At 39.2% G+C, this 23,413-nt stretch carries 21 protein-coding genes; 4 read left to right on the plus strand and 17 right to left on the minus strand.

Annotated elements, in window-relative coordinates; translation table 11 throughout:
• Positions 1–300: 300 nt before the first annotated feature.
• From I2F31_RS11170 to def, 4 genes are all read right to left on the minus strand, one after another.
• Positions 301–3,087 (minus strand): M16 family metallopeptidase, encoded by a 2,787-nt coding sequence (locus I2F31_RS11170; protein ID WP_195769656.1) that lies wholly within the window; start codon positions 3,085–3,087, stop codon positions 301–303.
• 81 nt (positions 3,088–3,168) lie between these two features.
• Positions 3,169–5,688 (minus strand): TonB-dependent receptor plug domain-containing protein, encoded by a 2,520-nt coding sequence (locus tag I2F31_RS11175; protein WP_213014878.1) that lies wholly within the window; start codon positions 5,686–5,688, stop codon positions 3,169–3,171.
• A gap of 36 nt (positions 5,689–5,724) precedes the next feature.
• Positions 5,725–6,513 carry a TonB family protein gene (locus tag I2F31_RS13450; protein ID WP_195769658.1) on the minus strand — a complete coding sequence of 263 codons (789 nt, stop codon included), beginning with the start codon at positions 6,511–6,513 and terminating at the stop codon, positions 5,725–5,727.
• Positions 6,514–6,682: 169 nt separating this feature from the next.
• Positions 6,683–7,213, minus strand: a complete 531-nt coding sequence (gene def / locus I2F31_RS11185; protein WP_195769659.1) for a peptide deformylase — start codon at positions 7,211–7,213, stop codon at positions 6,683–6,685.
• A gap of 116 nt (positions 7,214–7,329) precedes the next feature.
• On the opposite strand from def, the gene I2F31_RS11190 reads away from it, so the two are divergent.
• Genes I2F31_RS11190 through I2F31_RS11200 form a run of 3 tightly spaced genes read left to right on the plus strand, consistent with a single transcriptional unit; the run spans position 7,330 to position 10,208 of the window.
• On the plus strand, positions 7,330–8,478 hold the full coding sequence (locus I2F31_RS11190) for a LysM peptidoglycan-binding domain-containing protein (protein WP_195769660.1): 1,149 nt from the start codon (positions 7,330–7,332) through the stop codon (positions 8,476–8,478).
• A 14-nt stretch (positions 8,479–8,492) separates the two neighbouring features.
• On the plus strand, positions 8,493–9,629 hold the full coding sequence (gene dprA / locus I2F31_RS11195) for a DNA-processing protein DprA (protein WP_195769661.1): 1,137 nt from the start codon (positions 8,493–8,495) through the stop codon (positions 9,627–9,629).
• Positions 9,630–9,638: 9 nt separating this feature from the next.
• Entirely contained in the window at positions 9,639–10,208 is a 570-nt protein-coding gene (locus I2F31_RS11200) for an L-threonylcarbamoyladenylate synthase (protein WP_195769662.1), read from the plus strand.
• Between the two features lie 514 nt (positions 10,209–10,722).
• Here I2F31_RS11200 and I2F31_RS11205 read toward each other — a convergent pair.
• On the minus strand, positions 10,723–11,628 hold the full coding sequence (locus I2F31_RS11205) for an amino acid ABC transporter substrate-binding protein (RefSeq protein WP_195769663.1): 906 nt from the start codon (positions 11,626–11,628) through the stop codon (positions 10,723–10,725).
• A 318-nt stretch (positions 11,629–11,946) separates the two neighbouring features.
• Positions 11,947–13,329 carry an alkaline phosphatase gene (phoA, locus tag I2F31_RS11210; RefSeq protein WP_407647887.1) on the minus strand — a complete coding sequence of 461 codons (1,383 nt, stop codon included), beginning with the start codon at positions 13,327–13,329 and terminating at the stop codon, positions 11,947–11,949.
• A gap of 266 nt (positions 13,330–13,595) precedes the next feature.
• On the opposite strand from phoA, the gene I2F31_RS11215 reads away from it, so the two are divergent.
• Positions 13,596–14,138: a glutathione peroxidase gene (locus I2F31_RS11215; RefSeq protein ID WP_195769665.1), complete on the plus strand. Its 543-nt coding sequence runs from the start codon at positions 13,596–13,598 to the stop codon at positions 14,136–14,138.
• 10 nt (positions 14,139–14,148) lie between these two features.
• Here the strand turns inward: I2F31_RS11215 and I2F31_RS11220 are convergent, their stop codons facing one another.
• From I2F31_RS11220 to I2F31_RS11270, 11 genes are all read right to left on the minus strand, one after another.
• Positions 14,149–15,030 carry a D-hexose-6-phosphate mutarotase gene (locus tag I2F31_RS11220; RefSeq protein ID WP_195769666.1) on the minus strand — a complete coding sequence of 294 codons (882 nt, stop codon included), beginning with the start codon at positions 15,028–15,030 and terminating at the stop codon, positions 14,149–14,151.
• 103 nt (positions 15,031–15,133) lie between these two features.
• On the minus strand, positions 15,134–15,553 hold the full coding sequence (locus I2F31_RS11225) for a F0F1 ATP synthase subunit epsilon (protein WP_195769667.1): 420 nt from the start codon (positions 15,551–15,553) through the stop codon (positions 15,134–15,136).
• Positions 15,554–15,570: 17 nt separating this feature from the next.
• The gene (gene atpD, locus I2F31_RS11230; protein ID WP_195769668.1) at positions 15,571–16,965 is read right to left on the minus strand and encodes a F0F1 ATP synthase subunit beta; all 1,395 of its coding nucleotides are present in this window, start codon (positions 16,963–16,965) and stop codon (positions 15,571–15,573) included.
• 31 nt (positions 16,966–16,996) lie between these two features.
• On the minus strand, positions 16,997–17,866 hold the full coding sequence (gene atpG, locus I2F31_RS11235; protein WP_195769669.1) for a F0F1 ATP synthase subunit gamma: 870 nt from the start codon (positions 17,864–17,866) through the stop codon (positions 16,997–16,999).
• Positions 17,867–17,924: 58 nt separating this feature from the next.
• Positions 17,925–19,469: a F0F1 ATP synthase subunit alpha gene (gene atpA / locus I2F31_RS11240; RefSeq protein ID WP_195769670.1), complete on the minus strand. Its 1,545-nt coding sequence runs from the start codon at positions 19,467–19,469 to the stop codon at positions 17,925–17,927.
• Positions 19,470–19,509: 40 nt separating this feature from the next.
• Positions 19,510–20,046 carry a F0F1 ATP synthase subunit delta gene (locus I2F31_RS11245; RefSeq protein WP_195769671.1) on the minus strand — a complete coding sequence of 179 codons (537 nt, stop codon included), beginning with the start codon at positions 20,044–20,046 and terminating at the stop codon, positions 19,510–19,512.
• Positions 20,047–20,058: 12 nt separating this feature from the next.
• A complete protein-coding gene (locus tag I2F31_RS11250; protein ID WP_195769672.1) occupies positions 20,059–20,529 on the minus strand; it encodes a F0F1 ATP synthase subunit B in 471 nt (156 codons plus the stop codon).
• A 37-nt stretch (positions 20,530–20,566) separates the two neighbouring features.
• Positions 20,567–20,821 (minus strand): F0F1 ATP synthase subunit C, encoded by a 255-nt coding sequence (atpE, locus tag I2F31_RS11255; protein ID WP_092749547.1) that lies wholly within the window; start codon positions 20,819–20,821, stop codon positions 20,567–20,569.
• An 81-nt stretch (positions 20,822–20,902) separates the two neighbouring features.
• Positions 20,903–21,778 carry a F0F1 ATP synthase subunit A gene (gene atpB, locus I2F31_RS11260; RefSeq protein WP_195769673.1) on the minus strand — a complete coding sequence of 292 codons (876 nt, stop codon included), beginning with the start codon at positions 21,776–21,778 and terminating at the stop codon, positions 20,903–20,905.
• 110 nt (positions 21,779–21,888) lie between these two features.
• Positions 21,889–22,281 carry an ATP synthase subunit I gene (locus I2F31_RS11265; protein ID WP_195769674.1) on the minus strand — a complete coding sequence of 131 codons (393 nt, stop codon included), beginning with the start codon at positions 22,279–22,281 and terminating at the stop codon, positions 21,889–21,891.
• A 168-nt stretch (positions 22,282–22,449) separates the two neighbouring features.
• On the minus strand, positions 22,450–23,292 hold the full coding sequence (locus I2F31_RS11270; RefSeq protein WP_195769675.1) for a metal ABC transporter solute-binding protein, Zn/Mn family: 843 nt from the start codon (positions 23,290–23,292) through the stop codon (positions 22,450–22,452).
• Between the last annotated feature and the right edge of the window lie 121 nt (positions 23,293–23,413).

A 23,413-nucleotide genomic window follows, 5' to 3' on the forward strand; every position in this document is an offset into this window, starting at 1 on the left:
AGTTTGTCAAATGCTTTTTGAAAGTTTTTTCTACCCCCTAACTAAACTCCCTTAACCAATCAATCTAAGACCTAAACCCTAAACTAATTAACTAAGATATTGTTTATTAAGAAGTTTCTTCCAACAGCACCGCCGATGGATACGCATTATAGATCAATCCATAACAAACGCAATACCTTTTTTTAATTATCCTATTCGGGTGATTACTATGTAGCCAAAATGTATTTTTCAGCTCTAAATATAAACAAATTAGCCACGTAAAATGCTTTTAACATGGCTTTTAGCGTATTCATACTGTCTTTAATTCATATCCTCTATGCTTTTTTCACTCTTTATCTGTGGTTTTGTCACATAAAGTGCATAGTTTTCTGTATCAAAGATCTGCTGAGCAAGATTACGAATGGTATTTGAGTCAATTTTTTGGGTCAACTGGCCTACTTGCTCAAGATAATCTGCATTTTTATAGTGTTCATTACTCAAAATGAGTCTTTTTTGTAATGTATTGATGTCAAATGCTTTGTTTTTTTCACTGTCTTGAAAGTATTTGCTTTGTTCTTGAATGTCTTCTGGCGTAATGAGGCTAGGCAGTTGCTTTAAAGTGGTGAGTGTCTGTTGCCAAAGTTCATCTGCTCGCTCTGGTGCGGTGGTAAAACTAATGTCTGTTTTTATAAGATTATTTTTATCATCGAGTTCACTGTTTATTTTCATACGATAGATACCCTGCATTTGGTCTCGGAGTGCTTGTTTGAGATATTTTTCTGCTAGGTTTCTTATAATGCTGACTTGCATGGCTATTTCAGGTGTCCATACCTGTTGCTTTTGGCTCCATGATCTAATTTCAGCTCGAGGCTCAAGGTTAATTTGTGCAACTTGTTTTAATACACCACGTTTTTGTTGTTGGTATGCCGTCTGAATCGTTTTTGCTTGGCGTTCAATTCCTGCAAGGTAGGTTTCTATGTCTGGTTGATAGCTTTGTGGATCTTTGGCAGTCAAAATATAGAACGTAGTTGGGGTTGTACGTATTTTATTCCATTGGGCTGTAAGCATATGGGTATGTAATTGCTTTAACTCATTTAGGTCTGGCTCTATATTTTTTTGTTCAAATCTGAGTTGTTGAATATCTTTATTCTTTTGGGCTGAAACAGAGGTTTGCTCTAACACTTTTTTTCGTATAAGTATGCTTGTGCTTGAAGCCAATGCTTGTGAGTTAAATTGTATCTGTTGTTGTGTTGTCGCATAGAGTTGTAGTAGCGAAGTAATGTGATCTGTTGCAGTTTGGCCTGAAAATATGAGTTGTTGTGGCTGTTGTTCAATTGAAAACTGGATATTGTATTGTTTTTTCCATGCTTGAAGTTGTTCAGGTTGCCATTGTTCAGGCCCTGTTTGTGATAAAAGCTGTGAGGCAATTTGTGCTTGCCATGGGTTTAAGTCTTGGCGTAAAAAACCTGCATCTGTTTGAGCAGTAAAATAGAGTTTTTCTTGAGCAAGTGCTGTTTGCAACCAAACGATGCGATCACCATTACTGAGTGTCCACACCTGATTGGTTGGTGATAGTATCTCTTTTTGTTTGATATATCCAAGGTGTTTTTTGATGGTCAATTGAGGTATTTGAACGGTTATAGGTGTTGAAAAGGTAAGACGCATGCGATGGTACTGTTGTTGCAAGGCAAAAATATCTTTAACAGAAGGTAAAGTAATACTGCTCATACCCGGTGTACTGTACTGTATGAGTTGATCTGATGCATTAAGCCATGTATGAATTTGCTGATTTACTTCTTGGTTGCTAATGGTTGGTAAAAACTGTAGAGCCTGTTGGCCAATAGAGACACTACCAAGATAATCTTGGTTTTGTTGCCATAGAGGTACAATTTTTTGTACCCAGTCAGAAAAGCTTCTTTGCTCAGGCTGTTTTAACATTTTTTCTGCTGTATTTCGTATGTCACTCTTTATGCTGTTTATTCGCTCATCGGGCAATTGATTTTGCTGTAAACGTACAATTTCTTTCAGCAGTATTGGTAAAGCCTGTTGATGCTCTTGAGGAACGACATCTGCAAAAATTCCCACGGCGAAACTATTTGGCCCAATCTCTGATTTTCGTACGACAAGGCTACTGACTGAGTTAGATTGTGTTTTTGCTTGCTGTCTTACTTGTTGGGTTAATGTATCTATAGCAATTTGCTGTAATAGTCGTTGTCTAAAACCTTGTGGGGTATTTTGTTTCGCTAAATGGTCTGTAAAGCGGTAAATATATGAAATTTGACTGCTTCCGCTTTCACTGTCTTGTAACTGTACAATTCTAAGTTGTTTTTTTAATTCAATATCATAGCTTGGCTTTGTGATTGTATTTGATGTAGATACTGTAGCGAAATATTGCTTAATTTTCGCCTGAACTTGCTCATGATCTACATCACCTATGATTAAAATTTTCATGTTTTTAGGGACATACCATGTGCGATAAAATTGCTGTAATTGCATCAGTGGCATATTTTGAATGGTTTGCTCTGTACCGGTGACTGATCGTTGTGGATATAAAGAATCCTTACGAATGGCCTGCATGCGTTGTTCGTTCATACGGTCGGCAACACCTAATTTACCTCGCCATTCTTCAAGGATGATGGATCGCTCTTGATTGAGCTCTTGTTGGTTAAATTGGCTAAAATATACCATCTGACTCAGTGCGTTCAGGCTTAAGTCTAGCGACTGCTTGCCATCGGGTGGACTCATCATAAACATTGTTCTTTCATGATTGGTCACGGCGTTATAGTGTTTTCCTCTTTGCCAGCCATGTTGCTGTAAGTATTGGCTTACTCCATTTTTTAAGCCTTCGCTGTGATGAAAGACCATGTGTTCAACCATATGTGCGACACCCTCTTGCTGTGGGGTTTGCTCCAGTGCACCCGCATCGACTTGTAGGCGTATATCTATACGATTGCCCTGCCCTTTGAGGGGCACAATGGTATAACGAAGTCCATTATCCAGTATGCCTGTACTGATCTGAGGCAATGGACTTTCTGCTTCTACGGCATGGCTCGGTGTGCTTAACATCAGTACAACAACCGCTGTCACATAGGGAAGGCTTTTCAACATATTGTTATCTCTTTATCTTTGATTGAATGTAAAAGCCGATGAGGTTTTATCTTCATCGGCTTTTTTTAACAGCTTAACGATTTACCAGTTCCAAGCAGCACCTAGCCAGATTTGGCGACCTGTTTTGTAGGTAATTGCACTACTTAATGTGGTTGATTTATAGCTTTCTATGGCTGTATTAAAGACATTCATAACATCTAGCGTGAGCTCTAAGCTTTGGCTTTTAAACATGGGTTTGATGTAACTAAAACGCCAATCATAAGAGACATAATTGTTATATTTTACTGGCATATACAAAGTTGCATTTCCAACATAGCTTCCACACACTCCTCCTGTACCATCACAAATGAGGGTCGATGTCGAATATGATTTATAACCAGAGGTATAACCGAGACGTTGTGTCCAGTTAAAGTTCCAACGTGGTACGCTCATATCTACATTAAAAAATGCAGTCCACGGCGTATTGTAGTCAAGTGCATCCATGTCACCACGTTGCATGAGTTTGTTGTTAAATACCACCATGTTTTCATCGGTGTTACTCACATCGTAATAGCTTTGTGAGCTTGATTTATTGTTACTGTAGTTGGCCGCAAAGTTCCATGTTAAATCTAGATATTTAAATTGGTATGGACTGATTGGCTCAATGGTCAGTGAAACAGTATTGCCTTTGGTTTTCCCATCGTTGGTCAGGTAGTAGTATTTCTGACCATCGACCGCGGTTGTACTACTACGTCCAAACTGGTCACGACCTTGACGGTTCACATATTTTAATGTCCAAATAGTGTCAGCAATGCGTTGTGCAATACCTAAATTTAACTCATCGCTATACGGTGTTTTCAGATTTGAAATATCATAATCGTATGATGCTTTGTTGAGTGAACCTGTTGTCCATGCTGTGCTAGCACTTGTGCGGGTTTGAGTGTAATTTTCACTGATGCCTTGGCGTAGTTTATACGCCAGCAAACTTTGTGCGTGATAACGGTTTGCACCGGCAAATAAACGGGTCTTATGGTCGCCAAAGACATCTAAAGAACCAGATAGACGGGGTGATATATTGAGATTACTCAAATAGTCATCATAAGATAAGCGCACACCTGCCGTAACTTCTAGGTTTTTCCATAACATACTGTCTTGTAGATAGCCTGCATAGTTGGTGTAGTTGCCTTTGACCAAACGTGCAGGGTACAAAGTACGACTCTTAAAGTATTGTTCACCACTAATACACAATACATCACCTGATTGGCAGACTGTTGTGCTACTCCATGTTGGTGTACCACGGCTGACAACAACATCGTTAAAACGCTGATAGCGTGCACTATAGTTCTCTACATTCCAACCGAGATCAATTTGGTGTTGCGTTTGTCCCCATTGTAGTGGATTCAAGGCATAATCTTGTTTGGCGGTCAGACTACTTTTTTGCGTTGCAAAGTGTCCGTACCCACCGTAGTAACCCAAACGTGTTGCTGTTGATGACGTACCTGTTGAGTTCCAGTTAATGGTTTTAGATGCTGTATTTTGGTAACGGCTATACCAACTGACAAAATAGTCTGACTCATGTTGAATGTCATTTTCTTCAAACTGATATCCAATGAGGCTGTTTACTTTACCCCAGTTCGCCAAGTGCTCCCACTCAAGGTTTAAGCGATACCCGCCACCTGTGTTGGTAAATGCACCTTCTTGTACATCTTTTTTAACATAAGTTGACTCATGTGGTGAGTACATGGCTGTTGCACGTAAGGTGTCGCCATTGGCAAATAAGTAGTTACCTTTCAATAAATAGCTTTCAGATTTTCTGCTTTGGTCTTCCCACTGCCCTAAAATGCTGTGGTATGACGGAATCTCTGACGTTTGGCGGTTATATGAAAAAATAATGCCCGCTTGGTCAGATAAAGGTTGATTAATACTGGCTGTATAAAATTTTTTATTAAATTTTGGTTGGTAATATAAGCTTGTCGCTTGCTCAAAGGCTTCGCTAATTCGATCATCGACATGATATTCAGTCAAATGATCGTTGGTTGTACGAAACGCAATTCGGCCAGATGGTTTTGTTAAGTCTGGGTCTTTGAGTTTTGCATCGACAACGCCACCGGTGAAACCACCGTATTTGGCTGAAATATTAGAGTCAAAGACTTCTGCTGAAGCAATCAGTTCAGAATTAATCCAAAAACTTTGCGTTCCCCCTGCAGGAAGATCTGTGGGTGAATAGCCATCTGGGCTATTAGAAAGCTCACCATTATTTGCACCTGGGTTAATCGTATTATTATTTGATAGGCCATCAATTAGATAACTATTTTGATAAAACTTTTCCCCATGAAAAGATACATTTTCAGGTTGCAATTCACCCGGCGTATTACCATTATCTGCCTGGTTTGAAAACTGTACGTTTGGGTTGTTTTTGAGTAATTCAGTGACCGAACCATTACGCGTTGGCATTTTTGCAATTTGGGTCGCCGTAATAATTTGTGTACCCATACTCTGACTTGTAGGTGTAGATCGAACAATAATGGTGTCTTGCTCATCGAATCCTGCTGTTTTTTCTTCCGCATATGCGGTGTTAACCAATGCACAAAAAACTAAAAAGGTGTATACGCTTTTATTCATAAGTCCGTTCTTTCCCCGACTGACAAAAATAATCATTTACTGATTTTCAACCACAACTCGTCCGTCTAAACGAAAGACGATATGAACCACTTGATTTTCTACTGCATGTGTAACGCGATACCGCCAACGTGACATATCTTGTATAAGACCATTTACAAAAAGCCCTTTCGGGGTTTCCTCAATAATCTGAATATTCTTCACTGCACCACTTTCAGTAACATCAAACTGTACCTTTACACGCCCTTCTACCCCTAATGCACGTGCACGATTTGGATAGTTCACACGGCGACTCATGGCTTGTATTTCACTGGGTATCGTTGCCACGGCTTGCACTGTTTTTTCTGTTAACTGTACTTCTGTTTGTATGGCTTGATGAACACTTGGGGGTCCTGTCATCTCCCTTTTTTCTTCTGTAATCGCTTTGTGGTCATCAACTGCCGTTTGTGTATTTTCAACCTGATGAGCCACTTGGCTTATAGGTTTACTTTTTGCCATATGAGAAATCGTCTTAGGATTTGGCTGTATCGTTGTCGCACGTATATCTTGTTTCACGAGACTGTGCGTTTTTTGTGATGATTTCACGTGTATAGGTTTAGCATCGAATACCGCTTGAGGTTGTTGTACAAAAGTATGACTACGCTGATGTTGCCAATGGATGTGTATCGACCTTGATGCATGTTGAGAAACTGACGCTGCTACAGGTTTTACCTTGTCTACGAGAACACTGTGGTTAAAGATAAAACTTATAAAAATGACATGAATGACGAAGCAACCTAGGCATATTGCAAGTTGTTGCATGCGATAAAACTGCTTTTGAGTATTCACATCGTAACATTACTGTAATAAAAATGTTAATGTTAATGATTATTATTTAATATAGCAATATGCATTGTGCATGCAGATTTATTATTTGTATAACAATAATACTTTTCTAATTTTAAAATGGCCTTTAAGACAGATTTCATCTTAAAGGCCACATCAGACTTACTCGCGCTTACTTAGGCTTTACTTGAGCCTTTTTCTCGCATTGGCGAACATATTTTTCTACTTTCTCACGGGCACGCTGGCGTTTTAGTGGAGATAAGTAATCCACAAAAAGCTTGCCATTTAAGTGATCCATTTCATGTTGAATACAGACTGCTAACAGCCCTTCTGCTTCCACATCAATATGCTGACCTTCTAGATCTGTGTACTCTATACGTACACGGGCTGGCCTTTCCACTTTGTCATACACTTGAGGAATAGATAAACAGCCTTCTTCATACTGTTGCATTTCATCTGTTAAAGGTGTGACTTTCGGGTTAATAAAGACCATAGGTTCATCTTTATTTTCAGACAGATCCATGACAATCAGTTGAATGTGCTGATCTATCTGTGTAGCGGCAAGACCAATACCCGGTGCGGCGTACATGGTATCGAACATATCTTGTGCTAAAGTTCGAATTTCTGCTGTCACTTGCTCTACTGGCTTAGCAATTATACGTAGACGCGGGTCAGGAAAGCTAAGTATTGGTAATAAGGCCATATGCCCTCCTTAAATTTGCATAAATCATCACGATAAATCGTTTCTTGCTAGAATATTAACCATCATTTTAGCTATTATAACTGAATCTCACCACTATCGTTTTGGGCATTACACAGATGAAAAAAAAATTTGATCATATTGGGGAAGTTTTTCAATCTAAAAAAAAGCAACTGATTCAAACAATGACAGCAAAAGCATTGGTTTCATCTTTCGTTTTAGGCAGTACATTTGTCGTATCAAGTGCAACAATGGCTACACCTGTCAATCTAAATCCAGTGGCACCCAATGTATATGTGGTTAAAAAAGGCGATACGCTATGGCAAATTGCTGGCCTATTTTTACAAAAACCTTGGCTTTGGCCACAAATTTGGGTTAAGAATAGCCATATTAAAAACCCAAATTTAATTTACCCCAATGACCGTCTGTTAATCTGTAAAGATCAAAACAACACACTGATTGGCAAAGATGAGGGGGATGGCTGTACTGGTGTAATTTCTCGTGCATCTGCTCTAAAAACCACTGAAGTTTTACCTAGAATACGTGTACAAGCATTATCAGATGCAATTCCTCTGATTCCTCTAAAAGACATTCAAGTTTGGTTAAACCGTGCCACCATTGTTTCTGCTGAATCGATTAAAAACACACCTACTGTCGTTGGTGCTGAGAATGGTCGTTTGGCATCTGCTGTTGGGCAAAAAGTTTATGTATCTGGCCAAGGGCTAGAGATTGGGCAACGTTATGCCGTTTATAAAACCATGCAACCTTATCTTCTGCAACGTCAAGACCGTACCACACTCAATGCAGGTACTGAATTAATTCAAACAGCTTCGGGTATTGTCACAGATATTCAGCAAGGTATTGCTTCTTTAGAGCTGACCAAAAGCTTTAATGAAGAAGTCAAACAAAAAGATCTGGTCCTCCCTGAACAAGTAACACAGCTACCAACAACATTTACACCAACACCTGCTTCGGTCATGGAGAAAGGCCGTATTATTCGTATTGCAGGAAGTATGGCAAATGCATCTAAACATAGTGTTGTGACAATTAATCTAGGTACATATCAGGGCATTGAAGCAGGTCAAGTTTTTGATATTACCCAAAATGGCCTAAAGCATGGTGATTTAGATAAACATGTGAAGCAATTACCGACAGAAAAAGTGGGACAATTGATGATCTTTAGAACCTTTAACAATGTAAGTTATGGGTATGTTTTATCAAGCCGTACTCCTATCCAACTGGGTGCGACCACTCAAGCACCTGAGTAATAAAAGATAGATCTATGTCTACTAAATTATCTCGGCATCAACATCAAGTTCTAATCTTATGGTATCTCGTTCAACACTCTTTAACGAGCTACCATAAACTTATAGACCATTTTGGCCATGTAGACACTGCAATTCATCCCCACAATATAGCGACATGGTCAACACTAAAAATACATAAAAACCATATTCAACGTGCCTTAGATTTTCAGCACCCTCAACAACAACAGTATTTCCAAAATATCATTGATGTGATTTGCAAGCATTGTGATTTTGTCTGTACACCATTAGATGAAGATTACCCTAAACAGCTTTTGCATTACTCAGATCATCCTCCCATTTTATTTGGTCAGGGCAATATAAAACAATTAAATACCCCCCAGATTTCAATTGTAGGAAGCCGTAAAGCTTCTAAAGCAGGCCTGCAAATCAGTTACGATTTTGCATACTTTCTCGCAGAGGCTGGCTTTACCATCACCAGTGGGCTAGCAACAGGCATAGATCAGGCAGCACATGATGCCGCTTTAAAACATTACAGAACCATTGCTGTCATGGGTACAGGTATAGATACAACTTATCCTAAAGCCAATCACTCTCTCAGACAGCGTATTCTTGAACACGGTGGTGCAGTAATTACCGAGTTTTTACCCTCCACACCACCATTACAACATCACTTTCCTAGGCGTAATCGAATTGTAAGTGGCTTGAGCTTAGCGGTATTGGTTACGCAAGCTGCATTAAAAAGCGGTTCCTTAATTACTGCAAAAACAGCCGCTGAGCAAGGAAAGCTCATTTTCGCAATCCCAGGCCATATTTATGACAGTACATATCACGGATGTCATCAACTGATTCGTGAAGGGGCAACTTTAGTTGATCACCCTGAACAAATTCTAGAAGATATTGCGTTACCAGCACATTGGTATATAAAAGCATCTGAACCCCAAATTTCTCATAAACAGAGCCAAACAGGCCCAGCTGTCGCTGTTCACTTACAAAGCACCTTAAATGCCCTTTCATGGCAAGGACAAGATATTGATGAACTCGCCACCAAGACACAACTTACAACCAGTACGCTGATTGCAAACCTCATGGAACTCGAACTAGAAGGACATTGCATACAGCAGTTTGGCTTATACTCTAGGCAAGCAATTTAAGGAACATATATGCAAGATACTTCAGTGATGCAAATGGTCAAAGACTTACGTGCAGGGGAAGTCATTGCTTACCCAACCGAAGCAGTTTGGGGATTAGGCTGTGACCCATTTAATGAGCAGGCATTTCAAAAATTACTCAAACTAAAGCAACGCCCTATTGAAAAAGGGGTTATTTTACTTGCCAGTGATATTGCTCAGGTCGAACATTTATTTAAAAACTTAAATAGCAATATTCAACAGAAGATTATTTCAAGCTGGTATCAGCAAGACCCTCTTTCGAAAGCAACCACATGGTTATTACCATCTGACAGTACTATTCCCAAGTGGATTACAGGTGAGCACCACAGTGTCGCTGTGCGTGTTACAAATCATGGGCTGTGCCAAGTCTTATGCAGAGCATTTGATGGATTTATTGTTTCAACCAGTGCTAACCCAGCAGGTGGAATGCCCGCAAAATGTTTAAGTGATGCAAAAAATTATTTTAATGATCAAATCAGCTATTTAAATGGCGAGCTAGGACTATCTCCTGAGCCAAGTCGAATTATTGATGCAAGCACAGGTTTGGTCATTAGAGAATAAAAAAAGCCCAGCTGAAAATGAGTTAGCTGGGCTTGAAAATGATGTGTGTTAATACACATCAGAGGGTTAACTGGTCAGTGATATCCAAATGAATCACTATGGGTTAGATTATGTTCAAAAAATATATATTTTAAAAATAGTTTTAAACTATAAATCATTTCACTCTAACAGTGATGTAAATAACGTGAATATTTGCTATTTATGCGTTTTTTATATAAAAAAACTAATAATAGTGTGCATTTTATTCGCCATTAGTCTAGACTTAATTGTACAAAAAAAAACCAAGTAGCTATAGCAAAATGATATTACGCTATATTTTCAACTGTTATTGATTTCAATTTACATCAAAACACCAATAGATTTCATAGTTAAAAGCTATAATTAAACCATAGAGATGATGTATTCATTCATAGAGGAATTTGATTAAACTTACCCTCTGAGCACAGTAAACATTATATTGACTCAAAGGGTAATACATAGTAACTCTAACACTTAATATATCATTTATAAGAAACTACAAAATAATACCACTGCTACTTGGATGTGCTTTTAGATACTTAAAAATTTGGCTTTGTGGCATGTTCAAGTTAATATTGTTTGGTGGAATAGGTGACTGAAACCATTTTTTATACAGTTGATCCATTTGCCCTGAATTCCACATATTTAGAATCACTGTATCAGCAATTGTTTTTAACTTTGTATTGTCTTTAGCAAACATAATTGCATATGGCTCTACGGCTAGGGGTTGACCATTTATAATCACTTTATAATCTTTTGCATTCCCCGACTTTGCAATTAGGTCATGTAAAACAGCTTCATTTTGTACAAAAGCAACAACCTTACCAGATTCAAGCATTGCGAATGCATCTGCATGACTTTTTCCATAAGATGTTGTCACTTGAATATTTTTAAGCTTTTCTATACGTGCAATATGCTTTTCAGATGTTGTACTTTTTGTTGTAGATACAATCTTATCATTTAAATCTTGAATATCTTTAATTTGAGCGTCTTTTTTGACAGCAAACCGTACCTCTGCTGCAAAATAGTTAATCGAAAAGTCGACTTCTTTTTGGCGCTCTTTAGTATTTGTTGTGGTATCACACATTAAATCTACGTGGCCTGCTTCTATTTCAGGAATGCGTTGCTCTGCTGTAACCTTTTTATATTCTATTTTAAGGTTTGGTTCTTGCAATTCTTTCTTAATTTCATTAGCAATATTATTACAAGTATCAATTACATAGCCTTGTGGCTTACCATTTGCAAAATAAGATACGGGTTCTGAAGACTCTGAATAACCAATAATAATTTTACCGCTTGTTTTAACTCTTTGTAAGGTATCTGCGGCATGACTTACACTGACTAAACTAAAAGTTGAGTACATCAATACTGAAAGTAGTATCGTATTTTTTGAGAATCTCATGGATAGAATTCCGTGCATTGAGAGGCGATTTTTATGCCTTTAATAAGATTATAAAATGAGTGTTATAACTGGAGCGAGCTATAAACTACAATAAAATAAAGCATATATTATAATTCGAAAATATTATTTCATATGCATAATCTGCATAAAATCTAAATATATCATCACTTATATGATAAAAAGTATCTAAAATCATAGTTTCAGACACCTAAGTTCGACCGTATCACCTAAGTGAAGCCTAGTTTACCTTCAAATATAATAAAAAATAACCCTCTCAAACATCAGAAAGACATTTGAGAGGGTTTTAATGAAACATGACTACTTAATTTTTAAGGCGTCTTTCATAATAAAGAATAGATCTGTTTGGTCTGTTAAGCCAACAATATTTGCAGCTCTAGGGCCATGAGCGGCAACACGAACCTGTGAACCTGTATGCTCTTGACTACCCTGTTCAGAAGTCGCATAGTTCATCACCATTGGCGAATTATCTTGCGTTAACAACTTCACTGTTTTACCTGGGCTCGGCGAGTCTAAAGGAATAATTTGACTCGTATGTGCATGATCACCCGTTAAAATAATCAGTGTATCTGGGTTTGTTTTAGCAAATGCCAAAGCAGATTGTACCGCCTCATCTAATGCTAATGTTTCACCAATTTGACCACATGCATCTGCTTCATGGTTACGTTTATCAATAGATGCACTTTCAACCTGCAAGAAGAAACCCTTTGGGTTTGTTTTTAGCAAGTTAATTGCTTTATCGGTCATTTCTTTTAGGCTTGGTGTAGATGCTTTGTACTCTGGATTCGGTTGGCAACGCTCTGCTGGTTTCTCATTACCACCATGCGTCGCTTCTGGACCAACCCATCTTACCGCAAGGTTACCTGGTGCAAATAAACCAAGTACAGGTTGCTTTTGGTTCGCCTTAGTAATTTGATCTAGCTCAGACTTATCTGTAACCACCTGATAATTTTCACTTTGTGCTTGCTCTAACAAAGTTTTACCCTGAAACTTTCCAGCAGTTGCCTTTTCTTGGAAAGATTTCATACCACCACCAAAAGTGACATCAGCACGCGCATCTAAAAGTTGTTCAGAAATTGAACCTAAACCACCATTTTCCAGTGCTTCTTTAGGACATAGTTTTGTTGTAGATGATGGTGAATAACATTTGCGTTTTGGTACATGTGATACCAGTGCAGCAGGTGTTGCATCTTGTAGCTCAGATGTGGTGACATTACCCGTTGCATAGCCTGCTTTTTTTGCCAGTGCTAAAATAGATGTTTGTGGTTTATCGTAAATATCTACACCTAAAGCACCATTATAGGTTTTTACCCCTGTTGCCCACGCTGAAGCAGAAGCTGCTGAGTCTGTAACATACTCAATACTTTTGTCTTTATTTAACGCATATGTGGTATAGCTACCCGTAAATGGCAGTGCATCGATACCTGGGAAATAGCCACTTGCACCTTTAATATAGTTACGCGCGCTGGTAATTTCTGAATCACTTGTACCATCACCAATAATTAAAATGACATTTTTAACATGGCGGTTGTTAATTGAAGATTTTAATGCTTGGCTACGTTCTTCTTTTAAACGTGTCGCACCTGAAAACTGAGTCACGTCACCTTTTGCTTGAGGTGTAATTAAATCATTATTATGTGCTTGTGATGCCATAGATACGACTGAGCAACTTGCTAAAGCCATAAGTACCGATAGTAGTTTCTTCTTATGTATCATGAAATACTGACCCCTATATATTGATATATATCAAAATTAAAACGGTATTAAAACTTAAATTTATGACACATTGATGTCATTACTTCAGTGATTAAGAAAATATAATGGTTCAAATAGTTCTATTTAAAATATGAATGTCACACAATTTACACAGGCTCTACATTCAACAGCAAGTTTAGTCACCATAATAATGAGGTAAAATTTTCACTTCTGCATTAAAAAAGGACAGCAACATGGCAAAGATTTATGATATTCCTGTTCAAAATATTAAAGGACAAGACAGCAGTTTAAAAAGCTATGAAGGTCAAGTCATTGTCGTAGTCAATACAGCATCTAAATGTGGCCTTACACCACAATATGAAGGACTGCAAAAGCTGTATCATGATAAAAAATCACAAGGGTTAACTATCTTGGGCTTCCCTGCCAACAACTTTTTACAACAAGAGCCTGCATCTAATGATGAAATTGAACAATTCTGTTCTTTAAATTATCAAGTTGATTTTCCATTATTTGCAAAAATTTCTGTGTTGGGTGAAGACAAACACCCTTTATATCAGTACTTAACAACAGCACAGCCTAAACGCATTGGTGGAGAAGCTTTCACTAAAAAGCTTAAGGCAGCATCTATTGCCGTTGCAGATGAACCTGAAATTCTCTGGAACTTTGAAAAATTTGTTATTGGTAAAAATGGCAATGTCGTTGCTCGCTTTTCGCCAGATACTGTGGCAACTGATGCTACTTTTGTAAAATGTATTGAATCAGAGTTAGCGAAATAAGTACCTTCAGCTAATTAGAAATCACTAACTCATAATATGCAGATCTACTCGGTGCTAGTTTTACACTAGCACTTTTGATTTGTCCTGACTCTACACATAAAAAATTTTGCCAAGCGTCATCAGCAACATCGACCAAACGTTGTGCTTTATCCACCCATGGATTCCATACTACAGCACTACTGGCATTACTTTTCAAAAAAATAGGCTCTTGCTGATCAGATTGGATTTCAAACTTCCCATGTGTCTTTGGATAAATTCTGTCAACTTCGGATATGAATTCAATATCTTGTTCAATTTGCAGGCATATTTTCATGTCTTGTAGTTGGTCAATATATTGATAATTAAACAACCCTTTAACTTTTGCCGAATGAATATCTGCAGGGAAATAACTATGCCAAGCAAATTCATATTCAAAATCTGTATCGCCTGTATTTACAACTTCAAAATGCAATGTCAGTTCTTCTTTACAAGAAATTTTCATCTGTAATAAAAACGAATGATTCCATAAACTACGTGTATACACTGTATCTTCTAACTTAAAAGTTAGCTCATGACCTGCCTGTTCAGTATAACTCACATCTGAAAGTTGCCACGGTAAACAACGTGCAAAACCATGAGAGGGGTAATTTTTTTGCGTTTTATGCCCGCCGAACCAAGGAAAACACAGTGGTATACCACCACGAATCGCTTTACCCAACTGATACTGATTTAAATCAGATAACCACAATAAATCTTGAGATATAGCATCTTTTTTTGTTTGAAACTTTAAAACCTGAGCACCTTGTAATGAAATGACGGCATAACACAAAGGATTATCTACTTCTATGACCGCTATATTTGAGCGTGGTAAAACAGAAGCTGTCAGACCTTCTACTTGTTTTAAATCAGGCATATGACTCTCTTGTTATTTTATAAATACCAGTACTTTTAACATAAGACTGCAAAAGTATAAATAAAAAAGCCACCCTTTTGGGTGGCTTTTCTACATCAGCAATTTACTTTGCGTGATGCTTCATTTTACGAATGGTTTCAAGCTGTCCTGCAACCTCTGAAAGAGATGCAAGCGCTGCTGCCGTATCCAAATCACTCTTCTGATTCGCTAGCAATTGTTCAGCATGTTTACGTGCTTCTAAAATTGCTACTTCATCTAAGTTTTCTGCACGTACCGCTGTATCTGCAAGTACTGTAACAACGTGAGGTTGTACTTCAAGTACACCACCTGACACGTAGATTACTTCTTCTGTACCATTTTCAAGCAGTACACGTACTGGACCTGGTTTTAGCAAAGTTACCAGTGGAGTGTGGCTTGGCATAACACCTAACTCACCACCCACACCTTTAGCAATCAACATAGTCACTGTGCCAGAGAATAACGACTCACCAACACTTACGACATCACATTGCATCGTTGCCATGAGATGATCTCCTTAAATTAGAGTTTCTCAGCCTTAGCAATCACTTCGTCAATGCCACCAACCATATAGAACGCTTGTTCTGGAATATGGTCGTATTCACCAGCGAGAAGACCTTTAAAGCCACGAATCGTTTCTTTAAGTGGTACCAACTTACCAGGAGCACCAGTAAACACTTCTGCAACGTGGAATGGTTGAGAGAAGAAACGTTGGATTTTACGCGCGCGGTAAACAACCAATTTATCTTCTTCAGCTAATTCATCCATACCCAAGATTGCAATAATGTCTTTCAGCTCTTTATAACGTTGCAAGATGTTTTGTACTTCACGTGCAATACCATAGTGCTCTTGACCAACAACCAATGGATCTAATTGACGAGATGTCGAATCCAATGGATCAATCGCTGGGTAAATACCTTGAGACGCAATATCACGGCTCAATACAACGGTTGCATCTAAGTGAGCAAATGTTGTTGCAGGCGATGGATCTGTTAAGTCATCGGCAGGTACGTATACCGCTTGAATCGATGTAATCGAACCAGACTTAGTCGATGTAATACGCTCTTGTAGTACACCCATTTCTTCTGCAAGCGTTGGTTGGTAACCTACGGCAGATGGCATACGACCAAGTAACGCAGATACTTCAGTACCTGCAAGCGTATAACGGTAGATGTTATCTACAAATAACAATACGTCACGACCTTTACCGTTCTCATCTTTTTGATCACGGAAGTATTCAGCCATGGTCAAACCAGTCAAAGCAACACGTAAACGGTTACCTGGTGGCTCATTCATCTGACCATAAACCATCGCTACTTTGTCAAGGACGTTAGAATCTTTCATCTCGTGATAAAAGTCATTCCCTTCACGTGTACGCTCACCAACACCAGCAAATACAGATAAACCACTGTGTGCTTTAGCGATGTTGTTGATCAATTCCATCATGTTTACAGTTTTACCAACACCGGCACCACCAAACAGACCAACTTTACCACCTTTTGCAAATGGGCAAAGTAAGTCAATGATTTTAATACCAGTTTCTAGTAAGTCAGTCGATGCTGCTTGTTCTGCATATGATGGTGCTTGACGGTGAATTGGTAAGTGAGACGATGCCTCAACTGGACCTGCTTCATCGATAGGACGACCTAAAACATCCATAATACGACCTAAAGTTCCGTCACCTACTGGTACAGAAATTGGGCCATTGGTGTTGGTTACAGCAAGACCACGTTTAAGGCCTTCTGTTGATCCCATTGCAATTGTACGTACGACGCCATCACCAAGCTGCTGCTGAACTTCTAAAGTAGTTTCAGTACCATCAACATGAAGCGCGTCATAGATTTTAGGAACACTGTTTCGTTCAAACTCGACGTCGATAACCGCGCCGATGATCTGAATGATATGACCGCTACTCATTGCTGTCTCCTCAATTCAAATTTCAATATTGTTAAACGGCAGCGGCACCACCAACGATCTCAGAAATTTCCTGAGTAATCGCGGCTTGACGCAGCTTGTTATAAACGAGTTGTAGGTCTTTAATTAGCTGACCTGCATTGTCTGTTGCCGCTTTCATGGCAACCATACGTGCAGACTGCTCACATGCGATATTTTCAATCACACCTTGATAAACCATCGACTCAATATAGCGAACCAATAAACCATTCAGCAGTTCTTCTGCATTTGGTTCATAGATATAGTCCCAACCGTAGTTACGGTTTAGGTCTTCGCCTTCGTCTGCCTGCGCTAAAGGAACAAGTTGCTCAACTTTTGGCTTTTGGGTCATGGCATTGACGAAACCATTCGACACAAGATAGATACGATCTAACTCGCCTTTGTCGAAGGCATCAAGCATGATTTGTACTGAACCAGAAAGCTGATCGAGTGTTGGTGCATCACCAATTTGAGTAGTTGCACCAATCACTTTGCCGCCGTAGCTGTTAAAAAACGACACCGCTTTTTGACCAATTAAAGCAAATTGAACTTCAATTGATTGCTCTTTTTGTTGCTGAACGTGCTGAACAACTTTTTTAAACAAGTTAATGTTTAAACCACCTGCTAGACCACGATCCGAAGACACGACGATATAACCGACGCGTTTTACAGGGCGATCTACCATATAACGGTGTTTATATTCAGGATTCGCTTGAACTAAATGAGCAATAACACGGTGCATATTTTCGGCATAAGGACGCCCTACCGCCATACGCTCTTGCGCACGACGCATTTTTGAAGCAGCGACCATTTGCATCGCACGCGTAATTTTTTGCGTACTTTTAATGCTAGCTACTTTGGCGCGAATTTCTTTTAAATTTGCCATATGCTTAACCTACTGTTCGAAAGTTTTTTACCACTTCCGAACATTGATCCGTGAAAACTTAGTAAGTTTGAGTTGCTTTGAAGTTCTCAATACCTGCTTTAATTGCAGCTTCGATGTCTTTGTCATATTTGCCAGTAGCATCGATGTCTTTCATTAAATCAGCATGTTCTGAGCGGAAATATGCAATCAATGCTGTATCAAAGTCTACAATCTTTTTCACTTCAACATCAGCCATGTAGCCTTCGTTTGAAGCGTAGATTGATACTGCTTGATCAGCAATAGAGTAAGGTGCATATTGCTTTTGCTTCATTAATTCAGTTACACGTTGACCGTGTTCTAACTGCTTACGTGTTGCTTCATCAAGATCAGAAGCAAACTGAGCAAATGCTGCAAGTTCACGATATTGTGCAAGTGCTGTACGAATACCACCAGAGAGTTTCTTAATGATTTTCGTTTGAGCAGAACCACCAACACGTGATACAGAAATACCCGCATTTACTGCAGGACGAATACCCGCATTAAATAGTGATGTTTCTAAGAAAATCTGACCATCGGTAATTGAAATCACGTTTGTTGGTACAAATGCAGATACGTCACCTGCTTGTGTTTCAATAATTGGAAGTGCAGTCAATGAACCTGTTTGGCCTTTCACTTCACCTTTCGTGAATTGCTCAACATAGTCAGCAGATACACGAGATGCACGCTCTAATAGGCGCGAGTGAAGATAGAATACGTCACCAGGATATGCTTCACGACCTGGTGGACGACGTAATAACAATGAAATTTGACGATAAGCAACCGCTTGCTTAGACAAATCATCATAAATAATTAACGCATCTTCACCACGGTCACGGAAGTATTCACCCATTGTACAACCAGCATACGGTGCAAGATACTGCATTGCAGCAGGATCAGCAGCAGCAGCAGCAACAACAGTTGTGTATGCCATTGCACCCGTTTCTTCTAGTTTACGTACAACGTTTGCGATCGTTGACTGTTTTTGACCAACAGCAACATATACGCATTTAATACCAGATTCTTTTTGAGCAATAATGGCATCGATTGCCATTGCTGTCTTACCTGTTTGACGATCACCAATAATCAACTCACGTTGACCACGACCAACAGGAATCATTGTATCTACAGATTTATAACCTGTTTGTACTGGCTCATCTACACTTTGACGCCAAATTACACCAGGTGCTACTTTTTCAACAGCATCTGTTAATTTTGCATCAATTGGGCCTTTCCCATCAATTGGGTTACCCAAAGCGTCGACAACACGGCCTAGAAGTTCAGGACCTACTGGCACTTCTAGAACACGACCTGTACAACGTGCTTTTTGACCTTCTTGTAGGCCAAGGTAGTTACCTAGGACAACGGCACCCACTGAATCCTGTTCTAGGTTCAGTGCCATACCAAATAAGCCGCCGTCAAATTCGATCATCTCACCGTACATTGCATCAGCAAGGCCGTGAATACGTACGATACCGTCAGATACCATCACAATGGTACCTTCAGTTTTCGCAGTTGCGCTGGTGTCCAGATCGCTGATACGCTGTTTAATGAGCGCACTGATCTCGGATGGATTCAGTTGTTGCATTGCGCTATTCCTCAATCTTTTATTAGTTCAGTCTTTTGCTTTAGGCAAGAAGACGAGTCCGCATTTTCTCAAGCTTGCTCAGCGCAGAGTCATCTATCACTTGATCACCTGCACGAATCACAACACCTGCAATAAGTGCAGGGTTAACAGTCACAGACACTTTAACAGCACTGTTAAAGCGTTTTTGTAACGCTTCTACAAGTAGTTGTTCTTGTACTGCTGTTAACGGAAATGCTGATTCAATTGTGATATCAACAATTTTGTTACGTTGTGATTTGAGCTCTTCATATTCAGTTAATACTTGTGGAAGTAATGACAAACGGTCATTTTCTGCCAAAAGTAAAATGAACTTTGATAGTGCTTCTGATTGTGCTTCACCTAAAACTTGCGTAAAAAGCTTTAATTGCCCTTCCGGAGTAATCTCAGGACGGTTCAAATAAGCGGAAAATGCTTCGTCTTGCACCGCAGCACTGAGCATTTGTAATGCATTTGACCAATTGTCAGTTACACCTTGCTCAGCAGCATAAGAAAATGCTGCTTTAGCGTACGGGCGTGCCAACGTCAAGAGTTCAGCCATATCTCGCCTCTCTTAGAGTTTCGCAGCCAGCTGAGTCAGCATGGCATTGTGAGCTTCAGCATCAACATTTTGGTTAAGAATTTTTTCTGCACCATCTACTGCCAAAGCAGCAACTTGTTGACGTAATTCTTCGCGAGCAGCATTGATTTCTTGATCGGCTGTTTCTTGTGCCTGTTGACGAATACGTTCACCTTCAGCAGTTGCCTGTGTACGTGCTTCTTCAACCAGTTGATTGGCACGACGATTTGCCTGTTCAATCAATTGTGCTGCTTGAACTTTTGCCGCATCAAGTTCATTTTTTACTTGAGCTTGAGCATCAGCAAGATCTGCTTTTGCTTTTTCTGCAGCATTTAAGCCATCAGCGATTCGACGTTGACGTTCACTAATCGCATTGATTAGCGGTGGCCAAACAAACTTCATGCAAAATATGACGAAAACTAAAAATGCAATTGCTTGACCAAATAATGTGTAGTTGATATTCATTGCAATTCCTCAATCACATAATTTTGGAATATACGAATTAACCTACTAAGCCAACAAACGGATTAGCAAAAAGAATGAATAGACCAATACCAACACTGATCATTGGGATCGCATCTAGAAGACCTGCAACAATGAACATACGTGTTTGAAGTTGTGGTGCAAGTTCAGGTTGACGTGAAACTGCTTCTAGGAAACGACCGCCTAACAATGCAAAGCCAATACCAGTACCTAGTGCTGCAAGTGCAATTAAAAGAGCTACTGCAATCGCAGATAATCCAACTACTAATTCCATGAAAAAATCCTCAGAGGTTAGGTTATACCAAATTAAAATATAAATTACGCCTAACCCTATTAATACAGTTAGGCAATAGCATTAATGTTTTTCGCTTGCCATACTCAAGTAAACGATTGTAAGCATCATAAATACAAAAGCTTGCAGCGTAATTACAAGAATGTGGAAGATTGCCCAAGGCACAGACAATGCCCATTGTGCCCACCATGGTAGCAATGCGATGAGGATGAAGATTAACTCACCTGCATACATGTTACCAAATAGTCGTAGCGCCAATGAAACTGGTCGTGCTAGGAAAGTTGCCAATTCTAAAACTAAGTTTACTGGAATAAGCAATACTTTAAAAAACAAATTACTTGGGTTAAATGGGTTGAGTGCAAACTCGCCAACAAAACCACCCACACCTTTTTCACGTACACCATAAAAGATAATTAACGCAAACACAGACAATGACATGCCGAGTGTGACGTTAATATCTGTTGTTGGAACAATTTTTTGATAAACGTGATGTGGATCCATACCAAATACATTTGCACCAATGACCTGCGCTAGATATGGAATAAAGTCAACAGGAATCAAGTCCATTAAGTTCATGAGGAAAATCCACACGAAAATGGTCAGTGCAAGTGGGGCGATCAGACGAGACTTACCATGAAAGGTATCTCGAACGTTTGAATCAACGAACTCAACGATCATTTCTACCGCAGCTTGTAATTTTGTAGGCACGCCAGCATTTGCAGCTCTTGCAACCACCCAAAAAATAAAGCAAAAAATGATACCAAGGCCAATTGACCAACCCATTGAGTCCAAGTGAATAGCAGAAAACCCCATCTGTTGAGCATCTTGAGCATTCTCAGCCAATTTCCACGTTCCATCTGGCATTTTGCCATAGGTCATGTTGGTCAAGTGATGCTTGATATACTCGGTCGAAGTCAGGGCATGTTCTTCAGCAGCCATAAATCACACCTGGTCAATGTCAATTACGAAAAAGAGAAACGAATACTGCGTACTGCAAAGGTATCTCGTATTCTCTCCAATAATATTCAATTTTATGTGCTTATACTTGTTTATTTTGTTCGTCTAGCAACCAAAAAAGGGGCAACCCATGACATCATCTGAACAAGTATAAAACCACAAAACAATGCAATTGGTGACAACGGTTTCACATTGTTTAAAATTAAAGCAAATCCAATCATAACGATCGCAAACTTACCCATCATTCCTTTATACATGTTTAAAAGCACTTGTTTTGAGGCACGTGCTCCCGCAGTACGAAAAGACTGCCATGAAAAATAGGTACATGCGAGCCAACAAACCAATGCACCAAGTGCAATACTTTTTGCTGCCGTCCCATCTTTCAAAAGCCATGCGATAAAGGCTGAAACTGGAATCATTAATGCTTGTAAACAGACCTGAGCTTTGGCAAAGCGTAGATCAATCATTCGCTTTACTTGAGCCATTTTGGCTGACACCTAACATGAATGTTCAAAAGTTTAACTCATGATCGTTTTTAATCGCAGGCATTATAGATGCCACCCCCTCAACATGCAATCTTTTCCGACAGTTAGCACCACCTTTTTGGTAAAAAGCGAGTTTTTTTTAATTTAAGGTTAAGTTAAGCCTGTTTTTTACGATTTGACGGATGTTTGTACGCATTGGTGAATTTTTTGCGCAAGATCTGTCCATGCTTTAATAAAATCATTTTCGCCCATTAAACTTTCATTCACTGGCTGAAAATATATTGGCTGAAGTTTTTGATATTGGCTACGACTCGCCTCCCCTTCTGCAAGTAAACACATGTTTGCATATGGTCTGTTGTCATTCAGGTACTTCATTTGTGAAACAGTTGGAGGTACGTGTGGGTCACTGGTGAGTGCACCTGCCAACTTAATATTTGATGCTCTTTCAATATATTGATAAGCATCATGATATGACCAATATTTGATTGGCGTTTTATGTTGTCCAAATTGGCGTGTCGCAAGCAAAAATTTCTGTGAGAATGCACGTGCATTGGCCCAATATTGTGCTTTATGCTCTGGGTGCTGTTTTGAGCGTGCTGCGGCAATAAAAAAAGCAATTCTGACTGCATTATTTGGCTCAAGCCATACATGCGTATCCACAGACTGGGCAATGGCATTGCCTTTCACATCTCGTAAAGGTAGTGTATTAAGTACCCCAGATGAAAGTAGAGAAAATGCTTTGGGATTGTCTGCTAAAAGTTTATTAAGCGGTGCTTCATGGGCTTTACCTAACCAAATAATCATTTCCGCATCTTGCAAACTTTTGCGATTTTCTGGAGTAAGCTGTATATCATGCCCAGATTGATTCCCCAATAAAAGTTCTGGCTCTTCCACCCCTTTCGTGACTTCTTGAGCAATCAAGTAAAGTGGGTGTATAGAAACCACCAATCCTTTTGCCCAAAGGCTGTGACTGTAAAAAACTAAAGCCAGTACTGCAATTAAACGTGCCATCTGAGATCTCAATTGTGCCATTCCTAGCGTTATAATATAACATTTTACGTTATACTGTAACATATATCAGAAATATGCTAATATAACTTTGAAAATATACAATCAAACATCCCAATTTTAG

It is taken from the genome of Acinetobacter rathckeae, from assembly GCF_015627125.1.
Taxonomy (GTDB): Bacteria; Pseudomonadota; Gammaproteobacteria; order Pseudomonadales; family Moraxellaceae; genus Acinetobacter; species Acinetobacter rathckeae.

Coding starts and splice junctions, on each gene's coding strand:
- I2F31_RS11250 (WP_195769672.1), bottom strand. CDS start 20,529: ATGAATATCAACTACACATTATTTGGTCAAGCAATTGCATTTTTAGTT.
- I2F31_RS11200 (WP_195769662.1), top strand. CDS start 9,639: ATGCAAGATACTTCAGTGATGCAAATGGTCAAAGACTTACGTGCAGGG.
- I2F31_RS11215 (WP_195769665.1), top strand. CDS start 13,596: ATGGCAAAGATTTATGATATTCCTGTTCAAAATATTAAAGGACAAGAC.
- atpD (WP_195769668.1), bottom strand. CDS start 16,965: ATGAGTAGCGGTCATATCATTCAGATCATCGGCGCGGTTATCGACGTC.
- dprA (WP_195769661.1), top strand. CDS start 8,493: ATGTCTACTAAATTATCTCGGCATCAACATCAAGTTCTAATCTTATGG.
- atpA (WP_195769670.1), bottom strand. CDS start 19,469: ATGCAACAACTGAATCCATCCGAGATCAGTGCGCTCATTAAACAGCGT.
- I2F31_RS11220 (WP_195769666.1), bottom strand. CDS start 15,030: ATGCCTGATTTAAAACAAGTAGAAGGTCTGACAGCTTCTGTTTTACCA.
- atpB (WP_195769673.1), bottom strand. CDS start 21,778: ATGGCTGCTGAAGAACATGCCCTGACTTCGACCGAGTATATCAAGCAT.
- I2F31_RS11205 (WP_195769663.1), bottom strand. CDS start 11,628: ATGAGATTCTCAAAAAATACGATACTACTTTCAGTATTGATGTACTCA.
- atpG (WP_195769669.1), bottom strand. CDS start 17,866: ATGGCAAATTTAAAAGAAATTCGCGCCAAAGTAGCTAGCATTAAAAGT.
- I2F31_RS11245 (WP_195769671.1), bottom strand. CDS start 20,046: ATGGCTGAACTCTTGACGTTGGCACGCCCGTACGCTAAAGCAGCATTT.
- I2F31_RS11225 (WP_195769667.1), bottom strand. CDS start 15,553: ATGGCAACGATGCAATGTGATGTCGTAAGTGTTGGTGAGTCGTTATTC.
- phoA (WP_407647887.1), bottom strand. CDS start 13,329: ATGGCTTTAGCAAGTTGCTCAGTCGTATCTATGGCATCACAAGCACAT.
- I2F31_RS11190 (WP_195769660.1), top strand. CDS start 7,330: ATGAAAAAAAAATTTGATCATATTGGGGAAGTTTTTCAATCTAAAAAA.
- I2F31_RS11265 (WP_195769674.1), bottom strand. CDS start 22,281: ATGGCTCAAGTAAAGCGAATGATTGATCTACGCTTTGCCAAAGCTCAG.
- I2F31_RS11170 (WP_195769656.1), bottom strand. CDS start 3,087: ATGTTGAAAAGCCTTCCCTATGTGACAGCGGTTGTTGTACTGATGTTA.
- I2F31_RS11175 (WP_213014878.1), bottom strand. CDS start 5,688: ATGAATAAAAGCGTATACACCTTTTTAGTTTTTTGTGCATTGGTTAAC.
- atpE (WP_092749547.1), bottom strand. CDS start 20,821: ATGGAATTAGTAGTTGGATTATCTGCGATTGCAGTAGCTCTTTTAATT.
- I2F31_RS11270 (WP_195769675.1), bottom strand. CDS start 23,292: ATGGCACGTTTAATTGCAGTACTGGCTTTAGTTTTTTACAGTCACAGC.
- def (WP_195769659.1), bottom strand. CDS start 7,213: ATGGCCTTATTACCAATACTTAGCTTTCCTGACCCGCGTCTACGTATA.